The sequence below is a fragment of the Venatoribacter cucullus genome (assembly GCF_016132445.1).
GTDB classification, from domain to species: Bacteria; Pseudomonadota; Gammaproteobacteria; order Pseudomonadales; family Oceanobacteraceae; genus Venatoribacter; species Venatoribacter cucullus.
On sequence record NZ_CP046056.1, the window covers coordinates 2,350,543 to 2,372,196 of the forward strand.

Genomic DNA, 21,654 nt, shown 5'->3' on the forward strand with positions numbered 1-21,654 from the left:
CAGGTCTTTTCAGCTAAACTCCGGCTCTGTCAGAGTTTCACGGAAACCTCATGAACCCCTCAACGCTTATCGGCATGCTGGGCGCGCTGGTCTTACTGGCCAGCGTGCTGTTTTTTTCCGCCTCCGACCCGATGCTGTACGTCAATCTGCCCGGCCTCGGCATCGTATTGTTCGGCACCCTGGCGGCCACCTTTATCAGCTACCCGCTCAGTGAAGTACTGCGTATTTTCCGCCTGTTCGGCATTATTCTGCGCAACGAAAAACTCTACTCCAATGACGATATTGAAGAACTGGTGCGCATCTCACGTCTGTGGATGAACGGTAATCTGGCCGCGGTAGAACGCGAGCTGGAACGGGTGCATAACCCCTTTCTGCGCACTGGCGTGCAACTGATGATCGACATGACGCCGGAACAGGACATTCTGGATTTTATGAACTGGCGCATTACCCGCCTGCAGGCCCACGAACACGCCGAAGCGCAACTGTTCCGGGTGATGAGCAGCTTTGCCCCCGCCTTCGGCATGATTGGCACCCTGGTCGGCTTAATCAACATGATGCAGCACCTGGGTGATGGCAATATGGCCAGCATCGGTCAGCAACTGGCGGTGGCGCTGATCACCACTTTTTACGGCATTCTGCTCGCCAACCTTATTTTCAAACCCGTGGCCGTAAAGCTGGAACGCCGTACCGAACAGCGCCTGATTCTGATGCACATGGTCACCCAGGGTATCAGCATGATGTTCAGTAAAAGCAGCCCCGCCTTAATGCGCGAAACCCTGCGTACCTTCGTGGCCAACTATGAAGACGAACTGCGTTCTGATCACGTTCCGGCCCGGCCACACCGCCCACGTCCGACCCGGCAACAGGGCAATTCATGAGCGACGCAGAAGCGCCCCGTAAGCGCCAGGCCCAGCTCGGCATTCCCCTGACCGACAGTGGCGAAGAAGACAGCTGGCTGATTACCTATCTGGATACCATCACCCTGCTGCTGGTGATGTTTGTGGTAATGCTCGCCCTCAGCGATGGCAAAGGCCCGGGCGATGGTCCGGGTGATGACAGCGGTGCCGATAATCAAAGTGAAGGACTGTTGCTGCACGACAGCGGCCCGGCCGCCATCGCCCTGGGGCAACCGGAACCCGGCCCGCAGGTCAGTACGCCCACCACCACGCCACTGGTAGACCAGAGCCTGCTCAGTGGCCTGAGTGATGACGTGGAAGTGGTCTACGAAGAAGGCAAAGTCAGCTTCCGCATCAGCAGCGAAATCCTGTTCGCCTCGGCGGGCGCCGAACTGGAAGACAGCGGTTACCGGGCGCTGGATCCGTTAATTCCAATTCTGCAGGCATCCCCGCACACCGTGGCCGTAGCCGGCCACACCGATAACCTGCCGATTAATACCTCCCGTTTTCCTTCAAACTGGGAACTGTCGGCCGCCCGCGCCGGTAGCGTGATCCGCTATTTAATAGAAAGTGGGGTTGATCCGGCGCGCCTGCGCGCCGAAGGCTATGCCGATACGCGGCCGCTAACCGCCAACGACAGCGACAAGAGCCGCGCCCAGAACCGCCGGGTAGAACTGACGCTGGAAAGCCAGCCCTGATTCTTTGTAGCCTGCGGCCACTGGCTTAGCCGTCATCTTATGCCAGCCCTTTAGGCTGGTTTGCTGCCTTTGGCCACTGGGCAGGCCGCCGTTGGCGGCCTGATGCGGGGCTCCGCCCCCGCGCCCCGGATGTGGGGATCTTATCCCCACGCCCCTGCTTTTGCGCTGTATAGCACGTATATCCTCATTCACCGTCATTGCCGACGGTCACGGATCGTAAGGCGCGTCGTGCGCCACGATCCTCGCCCGGTCCATCCGGGCGGGCCTGTCAATAACGCTTCATTTCGGCGTGCTATAGGCGCGATTCAAACCGCAGCGGCAATGCCGGCATGGTTTTATTGAGCGCGCTCTGCGCGAAAACCAAAAACCAAAAACCAAAAACCAAAAACCAAAAACCAAAAACCAAAAGAAAATATCCGGCCACAGGCCGCAAAAATCTATTCAGGTTACTGCGGTTTTCCCGGCCCATTCGTTCCAGCCCGCAGATAAAAAAATACGGTAGCCATGCCCGGATGATTCCGGGCAAGGATCGTGGCACAGGACGTGCCTTACGATCCGTTGGCTTAACCGGATTTTTTTAGCCAGGATCAGCTGGAACGCGGGCCAGAGGGGTTCGCAAGGGGATACCTCCCCTTGCAATACCAGCGGCCGAAGGCCGCAATAGCTGCCACGCAGTGGCAGCCAACCAGCCCGGCAGGGCTGGCAAACAACTAGGGTGTATCCGCCGATACGCGAAACCGCCCCACCAGCTGCTGCAAACTCTGGCTGGCATGCCGCACACTGCCGGCACTGGCCTGCAACTCCTCCATCACCATTGCCAGCTCGGCTCCTGCCGCTTCGACCTGACGGATTGAGACGCCGTAGAAATGGCTGTGCTCACTGAGATGATTCATCAGGTCAAACATCCGCTGCACTGCCTGCTGCAACCCGGCATTATCGCTGCCGGCCGCTTCTGCCGCGCGCAGGCGCTGGTCCACTTCCTGCACGCCGGTTTCCATAAACTCGACGGCAGCCCGGGTTTCGTCCTGCAGGCCGGCCACGGTTTGCTGAATATCCGATGCGGCCTCGGCGGTGCGGCTGGCCAGTGACCGCACTTCACCGGCCACCACGGCAAAACCACGCCCGGCGTCACCGGCCCGGGCCGCTTCAATGGCGGCATTCAGGGCCAGCAGGTTGGTCTGACTGGTGATGTCAGTAATCATCGCGACGATGTCACCAATGGCGCGCATGCGGCTGTCGAGGCTCTGTACCCGTTGCGCGGTGGTGTCGACCACGGTACGGATACTGAGCGTACCGGCCTGCGCTTCTTCAAAGCGCTGGCGGGCATCCTGCACCACCTCATCCATGGCGTTTTTCATAACCTGAGCGGTGGCCGAGGCTTCCTGAATATCGCTCAGCTGTTGCTCCACCAGCCCCAGCATTTTGCCGATCACGGTACGGACTTCCTCACTGGTGTGATGTGCCTGTCCGGTACGGCTGAGCATTTGTTCGTTGCGCTCCTGCACCAGCGCGGTGGTGGTTTTTACCTGCCCCATAATGCCATCGAGGCTGTCGAGAAAACTGTTGATCCAGCGCCCCATGCCACCGGTTTCATCGCGCGCCAGTTGGCCGGTATCCAGTCGTTGCTGCAGGTTGCCCTCACCTTCCGCCAGAGTACGGATCAGCCGGGTGGTGGTGCGCAACCGCTGTGCCACCAGACGCGGCCCGGTACTGGCAAACACCCAGACCGAAGCCAGCAACAGCAGGCTGTTGAGGGCCAGCGTCGGCCATAAACCAAAGGGCGAAAAATGTTGCAGCAAGGTGGTGGTTCCCAGCAACCCCAGCACCGTCAGCAGATAGGTTTTGATCAGGCCAACACTGACCGAGCGGCGCCGGTACACCTCTTCCAGATCGCCTTCACACATCATGCCCCAGCGGTCGGGCGAGCCAGGCAGCTGAAAGGTCACCCCTTTGCCGATCACCGGAATATGGCGGTAATCGGAATACCCGGGGTAGCGCACAAACAGGTTGCTGCCATGGGCAATGGTTTCGCGTACGCCCGGGTGCAGCTCGCCGGTGGCCGGGTCGGTAAAGCGCAGCTCCAGTTCGGTATGCTCTTTTACCCGCACCGTGCCCCAGCGCGTGTGTATGCCCTGTTTCAGGTTTTCACCATGACTGAAGGTGCTGTCTTCAAAGCGCGAACGCGACAGCGCCGTGCCCGGCTGAATGTCGGGGTCAAAGGACGACTGCACCATAAACAAATAGTTATCGCCGGATTCCGGATACACATGGCCGGCTTCGCGCTGAATCAGATCACCAATCACATCATTGGGAATGCGCGCACACAGGCACAGCTGGCGGCCATCGTCACTTTGCCAGGGCTGATAAAACATCAGCGTTACGGCATCGTGAAAAGAGGACACCGATGGCCCCAGCTGCAGGGTCACCGGGTCGCGGTACGGGCCATGCAAAAAGGGCTGCTGCAAGCCACGCGCTAAGGCCCGCTGCAGCGTCTCAGTGGCGTGGGTTTTGCCGCTGCGGCCGCTTGCGGTAGACACCAGCACGGAACCCCGGGCGTCCAGTACCAGTAATTCAGAACTGTCGCGCAGCTGCTGGTGGCGGCGCTGCAGCAATTCCGGCCACTGGCGGGCATCGGCACCACTGAGCTGACGGCTGAGTTCCTGCAGTTGCTGCCAGTGGTTATCCGTCCATTGCTGCAGCAAACGCACCCGGGTAGCGGCGACACCGGTAAAAATCTCTTCCACCACCGGATACAGATTGCGGTTCAGCCAGCACGACCAGCCCAGCCGCCACTTATTATTCGGGCCAGCCCAGGGCAGCCAGTGCTGCTCAGCGGCAGACAGATTCATCGGGCGGTACAACTCAGACATAGCACTCTCCGCAGCAATCACAACGGCCTGCTGACAGAAAAGTCAGGCCACGTGAAGAGTCTAATACAAAGGCATGAGCTGCCGGAGAACCCCGGCCGACAGAGTCGACAATAACCGGGCAGGCATAAGCACATAACCAAAAAACAGTATTAAGAGGGTGCCGAATCCTTACAATAACGGCCTTTTACTCAGGGAGTAGCCTTATGCCCCGACCCTCTGCCCCGGCCTTGCTGCCGATGTTGTTATTTCTGGCCACCTTTATTGGCAGTGGCCTGTACTTTCAGGCCGCTGGTGCTGACTTTGCCTTTTATAAAATCCCGGCGCCGGTCGCGATTTTGCCGGCCATCGTGCTGGCTTTGCTGCTGGCGCGCGGCAGTATTAATGCGCGGGTTGAAACCTTTGTGCGCGGCTGCGCCGAACCCACCCTGGTGACCATGCTGCTGATCTTTCTGCTGGCCGGTGGTTTTGCCAGCACCGCCAAGGCCATCGGTGGCGTCGATGCCACGGTGAATCTGGGCCTGAGCCTGATTCCGCCGGCGCTGATTCTGCCCGGCCTGTTTGTGATGACGGCCTTTATGGCCACCGCCATGGGCACGTCCATGGGCACCATCGCCGCCGTAACCCCCATTGCCGCCGGGCTGGCCGGCGCCACCGATCTGCCGCTGCTGCTGACGGTCGGCACGGTGATGGGCGGGGCGATGTTCGGCGATAATTTATCGGTAATTTCCGACACCACCATTGCCGCGACCCGCACCCAGGGCTGCTCGATGATGGATAAGTTCCGGCTTAATTTCCGGCTGGCCCTGCCTGCCGCCCTGCTGACGTTACTGTGGCTGTACTGGCAAGGCAGCAGCACCCACATTGAAGCTCCGGGTGATAGCAACCTGTGGCTGATTCTGCCGTATTTAACCGTTCTGATTCTGGCCCTGAGCGGGCTGAATGTGATTGTGGTACTGCTGTGCGGCATTCTTCTGGCCGGCGTCAGCGGGCTGTGGCTGCAGCCTGAGTATTCGGTGGCGCGCTGGGCGCAGGATATTTATGCCGGTTACGACAGCATGCAGGAAATTTTTATGCTGTCGCTGCTGATCGGCGGGCTGGCGGCCATGATGCAGGCCGGTGGCGGGCTGGCCTGGCTAGCCGGACAGATTGACCGCCTCAGCCGCAGCACGAATAACCCACAAGCACACCGGCGCGCCGGCGAGTTCAGCATCAGCCTGGCGGTGGCGCTGTCCAACCTCTGCACCGCCAACAATACCGTGGCGATTCTGCTCAGTGGCGCACTGGCCAAAGACATTGCCGGTCGTTACGGCGTTGCCCCCAGCCGCAGTGCCAGCCTGATGGACTCGGTGTCTTGTGTGGTGCAGGGCATTCTGCCCTACGGTGCGCAGATGCTGCTGGCAGCCTCAATTGCCGGGCTGTCACCGCTGCAACTGGTGGGCACGGTGGTGTACTGCTGGTTACTGGGATTAATGGTGGTGGTATCGGTGCTGTTTAACTGGCCCAAAACGCCAGCCACCCGTACGGCTACCGCCACCCCGCCAGTGGTTTAAACCGGGTTATCGACGTCGATAAATTCCACCAGCAGGTCAAATTCCTGCTGCAGATATTCTCCCAGCGCCTTCACGCCATAGCGCTCGGTGGCGTGATGGCCGGCGCTGAAAAAATGGGTGCCGGTTTCACGCGCTAAATGCACCGCCGGCTCGTTGATTTCGCCGGTTAAAAAGGCATCGACCCCGGCGTTCACCGCCGCCTGCAAATACCCCTGAGCGGCACCGGTACACCAGCCGATGGTTTCGATTACATCGGTTTCTTCACCAATGTGCAGCGGCTGGCGCTGCAGCGCCTCGCCCAGCAACTCACTGAATTCGCGCGCCGTCATCGGCTGCGGCAAACGGCCGATTAAACCGGGCATGGTTGAGTCTTCTTCACTTAACGGCCCATCAATCTGCAGATTCAGCACATCGGCCAGCTGTACGTTATTGCCATACACCGGATGACTGTCGAGGGGCAGATGGTAGGCGATCAGGTTAATGTCGTTGGCCAGCAAGGCTTTCAGACGTTCGCGTTTAATACCGGTAACGCGCTCGTCTTCGCCTTTCCAGAAATAACCATGGTGTACCAGAATGGTGTCAGCCCCCCGTTCAATGGCGGCATCCACCAGCGCCTGACTGGCGGTAACGCCGGTCACGATATGGCCAATATGTTCATGCCCTTCCACCTGCAGACCATTGGGGCAATAGTCGCGGAACTTAGCGGTTTGCAGAATGGTATCCAGATGCTTCAGCAGGGTGCGGCGCTCGATCATAGTGGTGTTCTCTGTGGGGTCGGTTAGCGGCGGTTCTGGTACTATGCCGTTTTATTGGGCAGTTTATGGTGATGGGGGTTTTCCGGCAAATGCGTCCGCTGAGTTCGTTACTGCAGTCTTTGGTTATTCCGGCCCTGATCGGCTGCATTGCTGCGCTGGCTATTTTGCTGTGGGCACCGCACTGGGTGACAGCACCACAGCCGCTGACGGATCCGGTTAGCGGGGAATCCATCACCTCACCTGCCACCATGGCGGCAGCGATGGCCGGCCCGGTCAGCTATGCCGATGCGGTGGAAAAAGCCGCGCCAGCGGTGGTAAATATTTACACCCGCACCCTGGTGCGCCGGGAGCGGCATCCGATTTTTGATGACCCGTTATTCCAGCGCTTTTTCGGCCGCAATCCGGAACCCGATCAACGCATTCAGTCCAGCCTCGGCTCCGGCGTGATTATGGCCGCCGAGGGTTATGTGCTGACCAATAACCATGTGATTCACGGCGCCGATGAAATTGTGGTGGCGCTGCGCGATGGCCGCGAAGCCAACGCCCGTGTGGTAGGCACCGACCCGGAATCCGACCTGGCCTTATTGCAGATTCAGCTGGACGATTTACCAGTGATTCAGCTGGCTAGTGGTGATCTGCGCATTGGCGATGTGGTGCTGGCCATCGGCAACCCCTTTGGCGTCGGCCAGACCGTGACGCTGGGCATTGTATCCGCCACCGGCCGCAACCAACTGGGCCTGAATACTTACGAAGATTACATTCAGACCGACGCTGCCATTAACCCCGGTAATTCCGGCGGCGCGTTAATTAATGCCATGGGTGAACTGGTGGGGATTAATACCGCGATTTTCTCCAAATCCGGTGGCAGCCAGGGCATTGGTTTTGCCATTCCGGCGGCGCTGGCCAACCGCACAATGCAGGATATTGCCGAACATGGCAGCGCCATTCGCGGCTGGCTGGGACTGGAAGTACAGGAGTCTACCCCGGCCCTGTTGGAAGCACTGGATTTACCACGCGCCCTGACCGGCCTGATCGTAACCGGTATTTATCCGGATGGCCCGGCCGACAAAGCCGGCCTGAATATCGGCGATATTATTGTGCGGATTAACCAACAAAGTGCCGACAGCGCCCGCCGCGCCATGAATCAGATTGCCGCAGTACGCCCGGGCGATAATGTTCAGATTGAATTTTTACACGCTGGCCAGCAGCGTCAGGTCAGCGCCGTAGCCGGCCAGCGTAAAACCGTGGCGGCGGATTAAATCTGGCTGACACGATCGGTGATGATCGTTCAGATGCTGCTCGGAAGATTTCTGCAGCAACCTTGTGCGCCATGGAAGGCGCACATGAGCCTCCATGGAAGGATTCACGGCGAGTTGCGAAGAAATCTTCTGGGCAAGCAATATTGTTCAGAACCATATAAAAAACGGGCCAGTCATTGGCCCGTTTTTTTATCGCCTGCGCTGTGAATTTACAGCGCCTTCAATGCATCCAGCAGAATCTGGTTCTGCTCGTCGGTGCCGATGGTAATGCGCAGAAACTGGGCAATGCGTGGCGTTTTAAAATGCCGCACGATAATGCCCTGCTCCCGTAATGCCTGCGCCAGTTGCGCGGCATCTTTATCGGCATGACGGGCAAAGACAAAATTTGCCGCTGATGGCAGCACGTCAAAACCCAGCTGTTCCAAACCCGCCACCACCGCCTCACGGCTGTTAATAACACGAGCACAGGTATCGTTAAAATACTCGCGGTCATCGAAGGCCGCAGCCGCACCGGCAATGGCCATGCGATCGAGCGGATAGGAGTTAAAGCTGTTTTTAATACGCTCTAACGCTTCGATTAAATCCGGGTGCCCTACCGCAATGCCGACGCGCAAACCGGCCAGTGAACGGGATTTCGACAACGTCTGCGTGACCAGTAAATTCGGGTATTGATTCACCAGCGCTATGGCCGACTCACCACCAAAATCCACATAAGCTTCGTCCACCAGCACCACAGTATCGGTGTTTTGCTTAAGCAGTTGTTCAACCGCGGCTAATGGCAACAGGCAGCCGGTGGGCGCATTGGGGTTGGGGAAAATAATGCCGCCGTTTTCACCGGCATTAGCACGGAAATAATCGGCGATATTAATCTGGAAATTTTCATCCAGCGGAATCGGTTTCGGTTCAATGCCGTACAGGCCGCAATACACCGGATAAAAGCTGTAGGTAATATCCGGAAACAACAGCGGCTTGCCGTGCTGGAACAAAGCATGGAAGGCATGCGCCAGCACTTCGTCAGAACCGTTACCGACAAACACCTGATTGGCCTCTACACCGTAATACCGGGCCACCGCTTGTTTCAGGCGGTCGCCATTCGGGTCGGGGTACAAACGCAGATCGTCGTTAACCTCGGCCTGCATCGCCGCAATGGCTTGGGGCGATGGGCCATAGGGATTTTCGTTGGTATTCAGCTTCACCAGCCGCGTCATTTTCGGCTGTTCACCCGGCACATAGGGCACCAGGTCTTTAACGAACGGGCTCCAGAACTGGCTCATGGCAATCAGTCCTTAATCCGGTATTCCGCCGAACGGGCGTGGGCGGTTAAAAATTCACCGCGCGCCAGTACCGAAGCTATTTTACCCATCTCAGACGCGCCATCCGCCGAGCACATAATTAATGATGAGCGCTTCTGGAAATCGTACACGCCCAGCGGTGACGAAAAACGCGCCGTGCCGGAAGTCGGCAATACGTGGTTCGGCCCGGCGCAATAATCGCCCAATGCTTCAGCGGTATAACGCCCCATAAAAATCGCCCCGGCATGGCGAATCTGCGGCAGCCAGGCTTGCGGATTTTCGACCGATAATTCCAGGTGCTCCGGTGCAATGCGGTTAATAATGGCAATGGCATCGGCATCGCTCTGGGCGTGAATAAAAGCGCCACGGTTGATCAGCGAAGTACGGATAATTTCCTGACGCTCCATGGTCGGCAGCAGTTTATCGACTGAGGCCTTTACCGCATCCAGAAACGCCGCGTCGGTGCTCACCAGAATGGATTGCGCATCTTCGTCGTGCTCGGCCTGGGAAAATAAATCCATAGCGATCCAATCCGGGTCGGTTTTGCCGTCGCACACCACCAGAATTTCCGACGGGCCGGCAATCATGTCGATACCGACCTGGCCAAAAACCGCGCGCTTGGCGGTCGCCACATAAATATTTCCCGGGCCAACGATTTTATCGACCTGCGGCACGGTTGCGGTACCGTACGCCAGCGCCGCCACCGCCTGGGCACCCCCCACGGTAAAGACGCGGCTGACGCCGGCCGCCGCCGCCGCCGCCAGCACCAGCTGGTTCAGTTCACCACCCGGCGTTGGTACCACCATAATAATTTCCGGCACGCCGGCGACATGGGCCGGGATTGCATTCATCAGTACCGACGACGGATACGCCGCTTTGCCACCGGGCACATAAATGCCCACGCGGTCCATCGGCGTCACTTTCTGGCCCAGCAAGGTGCCGTCCGCTTCGGTGTAGCTCCAGGAATCCTGCTTTTGTTTTTCGTGGTAGGCACGCACCCGTTCGGCGGCAGCCAGCAAGGCATCACGTTGCGCCGGTGGCAGGGTATCCAGCGCCTGCTGTAATTGCTGCTGGGTTAATTCCAGCTGCGCCATGGACGCCACGGCCATACGGTCGAATTGATTGGTGTATTCGATCAGCGCGTCATCACCACGGGTACGGATCGCATCAATAATATCGGTAACGGTTTTTTGCACACCGGCATCGGAAACCGCTTCCCATGCCAGCAGGTTATTCATCTGTTCCGCAAAATCGTTCTGAGCGGAGCTGAAACGACGGATTTCAATACTCATACATCACTCCTGCAGACATTAAGCGCGGGCATTGCGCTGGCGTTCTACCGCCGCGGCCATCTGATCAATAATCGGCTGAATCTGCGCGTGTTTCACTTTCATCGCCGCCCGGCCGGCGACCAGCCGCGAGCTGATCGGGGCAATTAAATCCCGTGCTTCCAGACCGTTGGCTTTTAAGGTATTGCCGGTGTCGACAATGTCCACGATCATATCGGCCAGCCCCATAATGGGCGCCAGTTCCATACCGCCGTAGAGCTTAATAATATCGACCTGACGGCCCTGCTCGGCAAAATAACGCTTCGCCACATTGACGAATTTGGTCGCCACTTTTAAGCGCCCCTGCGGCATCACAAAATCCTTCAATGCAGCAGTCATTAAGCGGCAGCGGGCAATATCCAGATCCAGCGGTTCGCACAGGTTATCGCTGCCGTATTCCATCAGCACATCTTTACCCGCCACGCCCAGATCGGCCGCGCCGTATTCCACATAGGTGGGTACGTCGGTGGCACGGATCACCACCAGCTTGATGTGCTCGTGGTTGGTATCGAAAATCAGCTTGCGACTCTTATGAATATCTTCGGCCGGATGAATGCCGGCTTCCGCCAGCAGGGGTAAGGTGTCATCCAGAATGCGGCCCTTGGACAGGGCAATGGTTAACGGCTGAGTCATGCGCTGCCGATCCTCTTCAATAATGTCTCAGGCAGAAATCCTACGGATATTCGCGCCCAGTTGCTGAAATTTTTCTTCAATGCATTCATAGCCACGGTCTATGTGGTAAATGCGGTTTACTTCGGTCACGCCCTCGGCCACCAGCGCCGCCAGCACCAGCGAGGCCGAGGCCCGCAGGTCGGTCGCCATCACCGGGGCACCGCGCAGTTTTTCCCGCCCGGTAACAATGGCGGTATTACCTTCCACATGAATATCGGCACCCAGACGCACCAGTTCCTGAGCGTGCATAAAGCGGTTTTCAAACACCGTTTCAATCACGGTGCCGGTGCCTTCGGCCACGGCATTGAGCACCATAAACTGGGCCTGCATATCGGTCGGGAACGCCGGGTGCGGCGCGGTACGGACATTCACCGCTTTCGGACGACGACCGTGCATGTTCAGCTCAATCCAGTCTGGGCCGGTGGTAATTTCGGCACCGGCTTCTTCCAGCTTGTGCAGCACCGCTTCCATAATCAGCGGGTCGGTATCTTTGGTGCGCACGCGGCCACCGGTAACGGCGGCGGCGATCAGGTAAGTACCGGTTTCAATACGGTCGGGCAGTACATCGAACGAGCAGCCATAGAGTTTTTCCACGCCTTCGATCACCAGAGTGTCGGTACCAGCGCCGGAAATCTTGGCGCCCATGGCGTTCAGGCAGTTGGCCAGATCCACCACTTCCGGTTCCCGGGCGGCGTTTTCAATGGTCACAATGCCATCGGCCAGTACCGCCGCCATCATGATGTTTTCGGTACCGGTTACGGTCACGGTATCGAGGAAAATATTGGCGCCATGCAAACGACCACCGGGCACATGGGCCTTGATGTAGCCGTCCAGCACTTCCACTTCCGCGCCCATGGCTTCCATCCCGCGCAGGTGCAGATCGACCGGCCGCGAACCGATGGCACAGCCACCCGGCAGCGAAACTTCTGCTTTACCATAACGGCCCAGCAGCGGCCCCAGCACCAGAATGGACGCCCGCATGGTGCGCACCAGATCATAGGGGGCAATATGGCTGTTCACGCCGGCACAGTCGGTCTCGACCGACATATCTTCATTAATGGCCACGGCCACGCCCATGCAGCCGAGCAGCTCCAGCATGGTGGTGATGTCGTGCAGATGCGGCAGGTTGCCCACCCGCATCACGCCATGAGCCAGTAAAGTGGCCGCCAGAATCGGCAGGGCCGAGTTTTTGGCACCGGAAATCCGGACGTCACCGTCCAGACGGTTGCCACCCTCAATACGCAGTTTTTCCATAATCGTTCTTTTTATTGGGCCTGTTCGGCCGGAGTGAAAGTGCGGATGGTGATCGCATGCAGGCGGCCATCGGCAATGTAAGGATTCAGGATGCGATACACGAACTGCTGACGTTTAACAGCGTTCAGACCGTCGAACACCGTGCCGACCGCCTCGACCTGATATTGGTAACCATCGCCATCAACATGCCATTGCACATCGGGCGCTTCAGTTTGCAGAATTTGCAGAATTTCCGCCGGAGTCATAACTGTTTCACCATTGCTAGCCGGAAAAGCGCGACATCATAGCGGAATTATGCCGCCGGGCGAAGCAAAGGCCCGAATACCGGTTCCAGATCACTGATACGGATAATGGGTTCCATGTGTTCCGGCAGACATTCAATGTACAGGGCTTTATTCAGGGCCGTGGCCGCACGCAGCCACTCCAGCAGCAGGGCAACCCCGGCACTGGATACCTGGCCCACCTGCTGCAGATTGACGGTCCATTCGTCGCCGGCCTGTTGCAGCAGCGCCAGCCCCTGCGGCAGCACGTCGACCACGGTCTTGTGGGTAAGGTCACCGCTGAGCTGCGCCCGGCTGGCACCAGCAGACTGCAGGGACGCCGGTTGAGGCTGAACAACCATAGGCTTCTCCCGTTACTCTTCGGCTTTGCTGAACAGGAAACGGCCGATCAGCTCTTCCAGCACAATGGCCGACTGGGTGTCTTCGATCCAGTCACCGTGCTTCAGATTCTCATCTTCGGCGCCAACGCTGATACCGATGTACTTCTCACCCAGCAAACCGGCGGTCAGAATTGCAGCCGAGCTGTCCACGGAAATGGTGCTCATGGATTTGTTGATCTCCATCTCCACCACCGCGGCATACCACTCGTGGTCCAGATAAATTTTGCTGACCCGGCCGATGGTCACGCCAGCCATCGACACCTTGGCGCGTTCGGTCAGACCACCCAGATTCTCAAAGCGGGCCTTCACCGTGTAGGTGTCGCCGTTATCCTGCAACGACAGACCACTGACCCGGAACGCCATCAGCACCAACGCAATAATGCCCAGCACCATAAAGGCGCCCACACTCAGTTCAATAAAACGCATACGCATAATCAGACGCCTCCCAGCATCACGGCCGTCAGAACAAAATCGAGCCCCAGCACCGCCAGGGAGGAAATCACCACCGTCTGGGTGGTGGCCTTACCAATACCTTCCGAAGTCGGCACCGAATCGTAGCCCTGGTACACCGCAATCCAGGTCACGACGATGCCAAACACGATGGACTTGATCACGCCCTTGATCACGTCATCATAAAACTCCACCGCCGACTGCATATTGCCCCAGTAGGCACCGTCGTCGATGCCGAGCATATCGATGGCGACAAACGCGCCGCCCCAGATGCCCACGGTCGAAAACAGTAACGCCAGAATGGGCATGGAAATAATGCCGGCCCACAGGCGCGGGGTAATTACCCGTTTGAGCGGATCAACCCCCATCATCTCCATGGCGGATAACTGCTCGGTGGCTTTCATCAGGCCGATTTCCGCGGTCAGCGCCGAACCGGCACGGCCGGCAAACAACAAGGCGGTAACCACCGGCCCCAGTTCGCGCAGCAGGGTCAGCGACACCATGGTGCCCAGCGCCGCAGCGGAACCAAAATCGACCAGAATGTTGTAGCCCTGCAAGCCCAGCACCATGCCGACGAAAAAGCCGGCCACCACAATAATAATGAGCGAGCGGATGCCGACGGCGTAAATCTGTTTCAGCAGGTCGGCAAAACCGGCACTGCCCGGGCCACCCCAGAAAACGGAATGCCACAACAGCAGCGTGGCCCGGCCGATGGACTCCATCGCCAGCACACCACGCTTACCGATATTCTGTAGTTGTTGCAGCATCAGCTCACTCCGTTCAGCAGTTCCTGACGGTAATCATCCGCCGGATAATGGAAAGGCATCGGGCCGTCGGGCTCGCCGCGTAAAAACTGCCGCACTTCGGCATTGTCAGAATCCAGCAGCTCCTGTGGCGTGCCAAACCCGATCACCTTGCCGCCGGAAATCACGCACAGATAGTCGGCAATGGCACAGGATTCTTCCACATCGTGCGACACCAATAAGCTGGTTAAGCCCAGGGCTTCGTTGAGGCCGCGGATTAACTTGACGATCATGCCCATGGATACCGGATCAAGGCCGGTAAAGGGCTCATCGTACATAATCAGTTCCGGGTCCATGGCGATGGAACGCGCCAGCGCCACCCGCCGGGCCATACCGCCGGATAACTCTGCCGGCATCATCTTACGCGCACCCCGCAAGCCCACCGCTTCCAGCTTCATTAACACCAGATCGCGGATCATGGATTCCGGCAGTTTGGTATGAATGCGCAATGGGAAGGCGACGTTGTCAAACACGCTGAGATCGGTAAACAACGCCCCGGTCTGGAACAGCATGCCCATTTTCTCCCGGCGCATTTCCAGCAAACCGGTGCGGGATAATTGCGGAACATTTTCCCCGGCCACCACCAGCTCTCCGGCATCGGGCAACAGCTGGCCGCCGATCAGGCGCAGCAGCGTGGTTTTACCGGTGCCGCTAGGGCCCATAATGGCGGTGACTTTGCCGCGCGGAAAATCCACCGACAAATCGTTAAAGATCATTCTCTCGCCACGGCTGAAACTCAGCCCGCGGATCGAGACATAGGACTCTGGCAAGGACATGCCGACACTCCCGGTCGCCGTCAAAACGTTGCCGGTAGCATAACGGATGCCCGATACAGAACCAAACGACAGCCGCCGCTGGTTGCGGCCACTAGTAAAACGCTGCGTTGCACCGGAACGAGACAATTCTTCTGTACATTGCGTGCAGCCATCCCTCCGGTACAATGCCGGCTGATCTTTTTCTGTGGATACCCATCCTCATGCTGACTGCAGTTGCTCTGATTATCGCCGGCCTGATTATTCTGGTCTGGAGTGCGGATAAATTTGTTATTGGTGCCGCCGCCACCGCCCGCCATCTGGGTATGTCGCCGCTGCTGGTCGGCCTGACCATCGTTGCCATGGGTACCTCGGCACCGGAAGTCTTTGTTTCCATCATGGCCGCCCTCGATGGTGCCGGTAACCTGGCCGTGGGTAATGCCCTGGGTTCCAACATTACCAATATTGGCCTGGTGCTGGGCATCACGGCCCTGATCAGTCCGATTCCGCTGCAGAAAAAATTATTGAAAAAAGAACTGCCACTGCTGGTGCTGGTCAGCATTATCGGTGGTCTGGTGCTGATGGACCTGGAACTGAATTTAACCGATGCCCTGATCCTGTTCGCCGCCATGGGCTTTGCTCTGTATCTGATGTTCCTGAATTCCAGCGAATCCGGTGAACCCATTGTCGATGAAGACGAAGCCGCCGAAATTGAAAACACCCCGATGCGCAAAGCCCTGCTGCTGATGGTGCTGGGGCTGGCAGCATTGCTGGTCAGCTCACGCATGCTGGTCGATGGCGCGGTCAGCGTGGCCACCTTCTATGGCGTCAGCGAACTGGTGATTGGTTTAACCATCGTGGCCATCGGCACCAGCCTGCCGGAGCTGGCCGCTTCGGTCGCCAGCGCCCTGAAAGGCCACCACGATATCGCCATCGGTAACGTCATCGGCTCCAACATTTTCAATATGCTCACCGTAATGCCGGTGCCGGGTCTGCTGGCCGTCACCCAGGTAGAAAGCATGGCACTGTACCGCGACTATGCCGTTATGATGGTGATGACCCTGATGCTGCTGGCTTTGTTTGTGGTGAATTACCGCAAGGGCACCATGGGGCGTTTTTCCGGTCTGTTATTAACCGGGGGTTTTACCGCCTATCTTCTGTACCTGTTTATTGAAGCAAGCTGATGAGCACCGATCTGAACTTTAATTTTGAACAATCCGCCCGCCGCACCATTACGCTGGAACAACAGGCGGTTGGCCAACTGTTACAGCGCCTGAGCGGTACCTTCAACACCGCCTGCCGCCTGATCCTGCAGTGCCAGGGCCGGGTGGTCGTCACCGGCATGGGCAAATCCGGTCATATCGGCAGCAAACTGGCGGCCACCCTCGCCAGCACCGGCACCCCGGCTTTTTTTGTGCACCCGGGCGAAGCCAGCCACGGCGATATGGGCATGATCCAGCCCACCGACGTGGTGATTGCCCTGTCCAACTCCGGCGAAACCGGCGAAGTGACCAGCCTGTTACCCTTGCTGAAACGCATGGGCACGGCGCTGATCAGCATGACCGGCAACCCCGCTTCCACCCTGGCAAAAGCGGCCGACGCCCACCTGGATACCGGCGTGGAACAGGAAGCCTGCCCGCTTAATCTGGCTCCCACCTCCTCCACCACCTGTGCACTGGTGATGGGCGATGCACTGGCCGTAGCCTTACTGGAAGCACGCGGCTTTACCGCCGAAGACTTTGCCTTTTCCCATCCGGGCGGTTCGCTGGGCCGGCGCCTGCTGCTGAAAGTGGATGACATTATGCACACTGGTGCCGGCATTCCCGTGGTGGGGCCGGAAGCCACACTGTCGCAGGCACTGTTGGTGGTAACCTCCAAAGGTCTGGGCATGACCACCGTGCAACAGGATGGTCAGCTGCTGGGTATTTTTACCGACGGCGACCTGCGCCGGGCTATTGATCAGGGGGTTGATATTCACACCGCCACCATGGCCGATGTGATGACCCGCGGTGGCAAAGCCACCCGTCCCGGCACCCTGGCCGCTGAAGCCCTGAAAATTATGGAAGACAACAAGATCAACGCCCTGGTCGTCAAAGACGGCGACCAGGCGGCCGGCGTCCTGACCATGCACGATCTGCTGCGGGCGGGCGTGCTCTGATGCGGAAGCAATACGTTGTCCTGGCACTGGCGCTGCTGGCCGGCATTGGCCTGCTGAACCTCGACCGGGTAAAAGAAATGCCGGTAACAGCCACCCCGGTGGTCAGTGGAAATGAAGAGGCCGACTATTACGGTGACCAACTGTATCAGCGCCAGTACAACGCGGCCGGTCAGCTGGAGCAGAGCTTCCGCGCCGCCACCCTGCAGCATTTTCCGCTGTCTGCCGTGTCGCACTTTACCCGGCCGCGCATTATCACCACGGCTGAAGACGGCAAAATGTGGCAGATTGATGCCCTGACCGGCGAAGCACTGGACCAGGACGAGCGTCTGACCCTGCGTGAGCAGGTGGAAATCCGCTCCATCAACACGCCCGCTGACGACCCGATTACCATCCATACCGACTGGCTGAACTACCATGCCGGGCAGCAGACCGCCACCACCGATGCACCGGTGGTGATCCGTCATCCGGCCACGCTGACCGAAGCCACCGGCATGACCCTCAATGTCGCTGACCGCACCCTGCAACTTCATCATCAGGTAAACACCCGTTATGTGCCGCAAGCATCTGAATAAACTCTGTGCCGCTGCCCTGCTGCTGCCGGCGCTGGCGTCCGCACTGCCGGAAGACTTCAACCAGGAAGTGGTGATTGTTTCCGACCGCGCCGAAATTGACCGTCAGGCCGGAGTCGTGATCTATCAGGGCGATGTCCTCCTGACGCAGGGCACCCTGCGTATTGAGTCTGACCGCCTGACAGTGGTCAGCACCGAAGGCCGGATGGAAAAAGCCACCGCCGAAGGCCAGCCGGCCCGTTATCAGCAGCAGATCAACCCCGGCTCACCGCTGACCCATGCGCACGCGCAACGCATCGACTATCTGGCCGCCAATCAGGAAGCCATCCTGATCGGCAATGCCGTACTGCGGCAGGACAGCAACGAAATTACCGGTGAGCGTATCCGCTACGATATGAACACCGAAGTCATCTCCGCTGGCCAGCCAGCCGACGCTGGGGAAAAACCGGCCCGGATCAAAGTGATCTTCCAGCCCAAAACCGCTGAGCCGGCCACAGCGCCCGCTCCGGCAGTAACCGTTCCGGATGCACCGGTTCCGGCGGAGACCCAGCCATGAAAACCCTGCACGCCGAATCGCTGGCAAAAAGCTACGGCAACCGCCAGATCGTTAAAGACGTCTCCATGTCGGTGAACAGCGGCCAGATTGTCGGCCTGCTCGGCCCCAATGGTGCCGGCAAAACCACCTGTTTCTATATGATTGTGAATCTGGTGCAGGCGGATAACGGCCGTGTGCGCATCGACGATGAAGACATTAGCCACCTGCCCATGCACGGACGAGCCAAAAAAGGCATTGGTTACCTGCCGCAGGAAGCCTCTATTTTCCGCAAGCTGAGCGTGGCCGATAACATTATGGCCATTCTGGAAACCCGCAAAGACCTCGATAAAGCCGGTAAACAGGCCAAGCTGGAAAGCCTGCTGGATGAGTTTCATATTCAGCATATCCGTGACAGCAAAGGCATGGCGCTGTCCGGTGGCGAACGGCGGCGGGTGGAAATTGCCCGCGCGCTGGCGGCCGAACCCTCCTTTATTCTGCTCGATGAGCCTTTCGCCGGGGTTGACCCCATCTCCGTTGCCGACATCATGGATATTATCCGCCAGCTGAAAGCGCGCGGCATCGGCGTACTGATTACTGACCACAATGTGCGGGAAACACTGGCCATCTGTGAAAAAGCCTATATCGTCGGCGGCGGCCATATTATTGCCGAAGGTACCGCTGAGCAGGTATTGGCCAACGAACAGGTGCGTAAACAGTATCTCGGAGAAGATTTCCGCCTGTGAGCCAGTAACTGACGTGGTTTGTCAAGGATAGCCAGACCGGGCCCTTGGCGTATAATGCAACATTAATGCCGTTTTGAGTGAATACTGAAGCCCTATGAAAGCCTCCCTGCAGTTAAAGATGGGTCAGCAACTCACGATGACCCCGCAATTACAGCAAGCCATCCGCCTGCTGCAATTGTCGACCCTCGATCTGCAACAGGAAATTCAGGAAGCGCTTGATTCCAACCCCATGCTGGAAGTGGAAGAAAACGAACACGACGGCCTCAACGATTTATCCTTGCCGGCGACCGCCGACATCAGCACCGAAGTCAGCAGCCACGACCATGACGATGGCGCTGACACCCCGGAACTGGACGAACAATGGTCACAGGAACAGATTCCGGATGACCTGCCGGTCGACAGCCAGTGGGAAGATACCTACCAGACCACCGCCGGCGTGGCCTCCGGCAACAGCGGCGCCATCGACGACGACTTTGACTACGACGCCCGTCACGCCAGCACCGACAGCCTGCAGGACCACCTGCTGTGGCAGCTGAACCTGACCCCGATGTCCGATACCGACCGCGATATCGCCCTGATGCTGATCGACGGCGTCGATGATGACGGCTACCTGCACACCACGGTTGAGGATGTGCTGGAAAGCATGGACCCGGAGCTGAACGTCGAAGAAGACGAAGTGATGGCCGTGCTGCACCGCCTGCAACAATTTGACCCGGCCGGGGTATTTGGCCGCGACCTGCGCGAATGCCTGCTGCTGCAACTGCACCAGATGCCGGCCGACACCCCCTGGCTGGCGGAAACCCGGCTGGTGATCAGCGAACATATTGAGCTGCTGGGCAACCGCGACTACCCGACCCTGATGCGCAAAACCAAACTGCGCGAAGATGATCTGAAAGCCGTGCTGCGGTTAATCAAAGAGCTGAACCCCAAGCCCGGCTCCGGGATCAGTTCCGAACAGGCCGAATACGTTATTCCCGATGTGATCGTGCGTAATATCCGCGACGAATGGCGGGTGGAACTGAACCCCGACATTGCCCCCAAGCTGCGCGTCAACGCCGATTACGCCGCCCTTATCCGCCGCTCCGACAACAGCACCGATAACGCCTTTCTGCGCGACAACCTGCAGGAAGCGCGCTGGTTTATCAAAAGCCTGCAAAGCCGCAACGAAACCCTGCTGAAAGTGGCGACCAAAATTGTCGAATACCAGATCGACTTTTTCGAGCAGGGTGAAGAAGCCATGAAACCGCTGGTACTGCACGATATTGCCGAAGCGGTGGGCATGCACGAATCAACCATTTCGCGGGTCACCACGCAAAAATACATGCACACCCCGCGCGGTATTTTCGAGCTGAAATACTTTTTCTCCAGCCACGTCAGTACCGACAGCGGTGGCGAATGTTCCTCCACCGCCATCCGTGCCATGATCAAAAAACTGATTGCCGATGAAAATGCCCGCAAACCATTAAGTGACAGCAAACTGGCTGCCTTGCTGGCCGACAAGGGGATTCAGGTTGCACGCCGTACCGTTGCCAAGTACCGTGAAGCCATGCTTATTCCGCCGTCGAACGAACGCAAACAACTGATTTAAAACTGTTTTAACTTACCAGCATAAAAACCAAGGAGTCTGGATATGAAAATCAACCTCAGCGGCCACCACATCGAAATTACCGAAGCGCTGCAAAGCTATGTGGAAGAAAAAATGTCACGCCTGAGCCGTCATTTCGACAACATCACCAACGGCCAGGTGACCCTGACCGTAGTGAAAGAACGCATGACTGCGGAAGCCACCATCCACGTTGCCGGTGCCGACCTGCACGCCAGCGCTGAACATGACGATATGTACGCCGCCATCGACCAGATGACCGACAAACTCGACCGCCAGGTGTTAAAACACAAAGAAAAACTGGTGGACCGTCAGCACGGTCACAACTGAGCCATGGCCATCAGCATCGGGGATATTCTGACCCCGGAACGTACGTTATTTGACGCCCCGGTTTCCAGTAAGAAAAAGTTACTGGAATATCTGGCCGGTTTTGTCGCCGACCTGACACCGGACAGTTCCGCCGACGATATTTACGAGCGCTTACTGGGCCGTGAACGGCTGGGCAGCACCGGCATCGGGGAGGGCATTGCCATTCCCCATTGCCGCCTGCCACAGTGTCAGCATCCTTTTGGCGTACTGCTGCGCCTGAGCGAAGCCATTGACTATGACGCCGTTGACCGGCGGCCGGTCGACCTGGTGTTTGCCCTGTTCGTACCGGAAGAAGCCAACGACGAGCACCTGCAGGTGCTGGCCATGCTGGCGCGTAATTTCACCGAGCCAGACTACCGGGAAGCGTTGCGTAACGCACCGGATGCCGGCCGCCTGTACCAACGGGCACTGCACACGGAAGCCTGAGCAGGCATAAG

General features: G+C 58.2%; 24 protein-coding genes. 12 read left to right on the forward strand and 12 right to left on the reverse strand.

Annotation, left to right across the window (positions count from 1 at the left end; translation table 11 throughout):
- Window positions 1–50: 50 nt before the first annotated feature.
- Both GJQ55_RS11150 and GJQ55_RS11155 read left to right on the forward strand, forming a co-directional pair.
- A complete protein-coding gene (locus GJQ55_RS11150; RefSeq protein WP_228345040.1) occupies window positions 51–878 on the forward strand; it encodes a motility protein A in 828 nt (275 codons plus the stop codon).
- Window positions 875–1,594, forward strand: a complete 720-nt coding sequence (locus GJQ55_RS11155) for an OmpA/MotB family protein (RefSeq protein WP_228345041.1) — start codon at window positions 875–877, stop codon at window positions 1,592–1,594. Before GJQ55_RS11150 ends, GJQ55_RS11155 begins: the two co-directional genes overlap by 4 nt.
- A gap of 292 nt (window positions 1,595–1,886) precedes the next feature.
- Here the strand turns inward: GJQ55_RS11155 and GJQ55_RS11160 are convergent, their stop codons facing one another.
- Together GJQ55_RS11160 and GJQ55_RS11165 are read right to left on the reverse strand one after the other, a co-directional pair.
- Window positions 1,887–2,132 (reverse strand): hypothetical protein, encoded by a 246-nt coding sequence (locus GJQ55_RS11160; RefSeq protein ID WP_228345042.1) that lies wholly within the window; start codon window positions 2,130–2,132, stop codon window positions 1,887–1,889.
- Window positions 2,133–2,304: 172 nt separating this feature from the next.
- Window positions 2,305–4,464, reverse strand: coding sequence for a methyl-accepting chemotaxis protein (locus GJQ55_RS11165; RefSeq protein WP_228345043.1), 2,160 nt, complete (start codon window positions 4,462–4,464; stop codon window positions 2,305–2,307).
- 203 nt (window positions 4,465–4,667) lie between these two features.
- Here GJQ55_RS11165 and GJQ55_RS11170 point away from each other — a divergent pair, with 203 nt between their 5' ends.
- Complete coding sequence (locus GJQ55_RS11170; RefSeq protein ID WP_228345044.1) at window positions 4,668–6,014, forward strand: Na+/H+ antiporter NhaC family protein; 1,347 nt, start codon at window positions 4,668–4,670, stop codon at window positions 6,012–6,014.
- Here GJQ55_RS11170 and GJQ55_RS11175 read toward each other — a convergent pair.
- The gene (locus GJQ55_RS11175) at window positions 6,011–6,769 is read right to left on the reverse strand and encodes a Nif3-like dinuclear metal center hexameric protein (protein WP_228345045.1); all 759 of its coding nucleotides are present in this window, start codon (window positions 6,767–6,769) and stop codon (window positions 6,011–6,013) included. The two genes, GJQ55_RS11170 and GJQ55_RS11175, sit on opposite strands and share 4 nt — an antisense overlap.
- Window positions 6,770–6,858: 89 nt before the next feature.
- Between GJQ55_RS11175 and GJQ55_RS11180 the strand changes: the two genes are divergently transcribed.
- Window positions 6,859–8,028, forward strand: coding sequence for a trypsin-like peptidase domain-containing protein (locus tag GJQ55_RS11180; protein ID WP_228345046.1), 1,170 nt, complete (start codon window positions 6,859–6,861; stop codon window positions 8,026–8,028).
- Between the two features lie 209 nt (window positions 8,029–8,237).
- On the opposite strand, the gene hisC is transcribed toward GJQ55_RS11180, so the two are convergent.
- The 9 genes from hisC to GJQ55_RS11225 are packed head-to-tail and all read right to left on the reverse strand — an operon-like array spanning window position 8,238 to window position 15,264.
- Window positions 8,238–9,302, reverse strand: coding sequence for a histidinol-phosphate transaminase (hisC, locus tag GJQ55_RS11185; protein ID WP_228345047.1), 1,065 nt, complete (start codon window positions 9,300–9,302; stop codon window positions 8,238–8,240).
- Window positions 9,303–9,307: 5 nt separating this feature from the next.
- Window positions 9,308–10,612, reverse strand: coding sequence for a histidinol dehydrogenase (gene hisD / locus GJQ55_RS11190; RefSeq protein ID WP_228345048.1), 1,305 nt, complete (start codon window positions 10,610–10,612; stop codon window positions 9,308–9,310).
- Window positions 10,613–10,630: 18 nt separating this feature from the next.
- Window positions 10,631–11,281 (reverse strand): ATP phosphoribosyltransferase, encoded by a 651-nt coding sequence (gene hisG, locus GJQ55_RS11195; protein ID WP_228345049.1) that lies wholly within the window; start codon window positions 11,279–11,281, stop codon window positions 10,631–10,633.
- A 27-nt stretch (window positions 11,282–11,308) separates the two neighbouring features.
- Entirely contained in the window at window positions 11,309–12,574 is a 1,266-nt protein-coding gene (gene murA / locus GJQ55_RS11200) for a UDP-N-acetylglucosamine 1-carboxyvinyltransferase (protein WP_228345050.1), read from the reverse strand.
- Window positions 12,575–12,585: 11 nt separating this feature from the next.
- Entirely contained in the window at window positions 12,586–12,819 is a 234-nt protein-coding gene (locus GJQ55_RS11205) for a BolA family protein (protein WP_228345051.1), read from the reverse strand.
- 47 nt (window positions 12,820–12,866) lie between these two features.
- On the reverse strand, window positions 12,867–13,196 hold the full coding sequence (locus GJQ55_RS11210) for an STAS domain-containing protein (protein WP_228345052.1): 330 nt from the start codon (window positions 13,194–13,196) through the stop codon (window positions 12,867–12,869).
- Window positions 13,197–13,208: 12 nt separating this feature from the next.
- Entirely contained in the window at window positions 13,209–13,667 is a 459-nt protein-coding gene (mlaD, locus tag GJQ55_RS11215; protein ID WP_228345053.1) for an outer membrane lipid asymmetry maintenance protein MlaD, read from the reverse strand.
- A 2-nt stretch (window positions 13,668–13,669) separates the two neighbouring features.
- Window positions 13,670–14,452, reverse strand: a complete 783-nt coding sequence (gene mlaE, locus GJQ55_RS11220) for a lipid asymmetry maintenance ABC transporter permease subunit MlaE (RefSeq protein ID WP_228345054.1) — start codon at window positions 14,450–14,452, stop codon at window positions 13,670–13,672.
- Window positions 14,452–15,264, reverse strand: coding sequence for an ATP-binding cassette domain-containing protein (locus tag GJQ55_RS11225; RefSeq protein ID WP_228345055.1), 813 nt, complete (start codon window positions 15,262–15,264; stop codon window positions 14,452–14,454). Before GJQ55_RS11225 ends, mlaE begins: the two co-directional genes overlap by 1 nt.
- Before the next feature lie 200 nt (window positions 15,265–15,464).
- Here GJQ55_RS11225 and GJQ55_RS11230 point away from each other — a divergent pair, with 200 nt between their 5' ends.
- From GJQ55_RS11230 to GJQ55_RS11265, 8 genes are all read left to right on the forward strand, one after another.
- A complete protein-coding gene (locus GJQ55_RS11230; protein WP_228345056.1) occupies window positions 15,465–16,424 on the forward strand; it encodes a calcium/sodium antiporter in 960 nt (319 codons plus the stop codon).
- Window positions 16,424–17,398 carry a KpsF/GutQ family sugar-phosphate isomerase gene (locus GJQ55_RS11235; protein ID WP_228345057.1) on the forward strand — a complete coding sequence of 325 codons (975 nt, stop codon included), beginning with the start codon at window positions 16,424–16,426 and terminating at the stop codon, window positions 17,396–17,398. Before GJQ55_RS11230 ends, GJQ55_RS11235 begins: the two co-directional genes overlap by 1 nt.
- Window positions 17,398–17,970 carry an LPS export ABC transporter periplasmic protein LptC gene (lptC, locus tag GJQ55_RS11240; RefSeq protein WP_228345058.1) on the forward strand — a complete coding sequence of 191 codons (573 nt, stop codon included), beginning with the start codon at window positions 17,398–17,400 and terminating at the stop codon, window positions 17,968–17,970. The genes GJQ55_RS11235 and lptC overlap by 1 nt, the downstream gene beginning before the upstream one ends.
- On the forward strand, window positions 17,948–18,523 hold the full coding sequence (lptA, locus tag GJQ55_RS11245) for a lipopolysaccharide transport periplasmic protein LptA (protein WP_228345059.1): 576 nt from the start codon (window positions 17,948–17,950) through the stop codon (window positions 18,521–18,523). The genes lptC and lptA overlap by 23 nt, the downstream gene beginning before the upstream one ends.
- Window positions 18,520–19,245: an LPS export ABC transporter ATP-binding protein gene (gene lptB / locus GJQ55_RS11250; RefSeq protein WP_228345060.1), complete on the forward strand. Its 726-nt coding sequence runs from the start codon at window positions 18,520–18,522 to the stop codon at window positions 19,243–19,245. Before lptA ends, lptB begins: the two co-directional genes overlap by 4 nt.
- Window positions 19,246–19,339: 94 nt before the next feature.
- Window positions 19,340–20,833 carry an RNA polymerase factor sigma-54 gene (locus GJQ55_RS11255; RefSeq protein WP_228345061.1) on the forward strand — a complete coding sequence of 498 codons (1,494 nt, stop codon included), beginning with the start codon at window positions 19,340–19,342 and terminating at the stop codon, window positions 20,831–20,833.
- Between the two features lie 42 nt (window positions 20,834–20,875).
- Window positions 20,876–21,178, forward strand: a complete 303-nt coding sequence (hpf, locus tag GJQ55_RS11260) for a ribosome hibernation-promoting factor, HPF/YfiA family (RefSeq protein WP_228345062.1) — start codon at window positions 20,876–20,878, stop codon at window positions 21,176–21,178.
- 3 nt (window positions 21,179–21,181) lie between these two features.
- A complete protein-coding gene (locus GJQ55_RS11265) occupies window positions 21,182–21,643 on the forward strand; it encodes a PTS sugar transporter subunit IIA (protein ID WP_228345063.1) in 462 nt (153 codons plus the stop codon).
- Window positions 21,644–21,654: the final 11 nt, after the last annotated feature.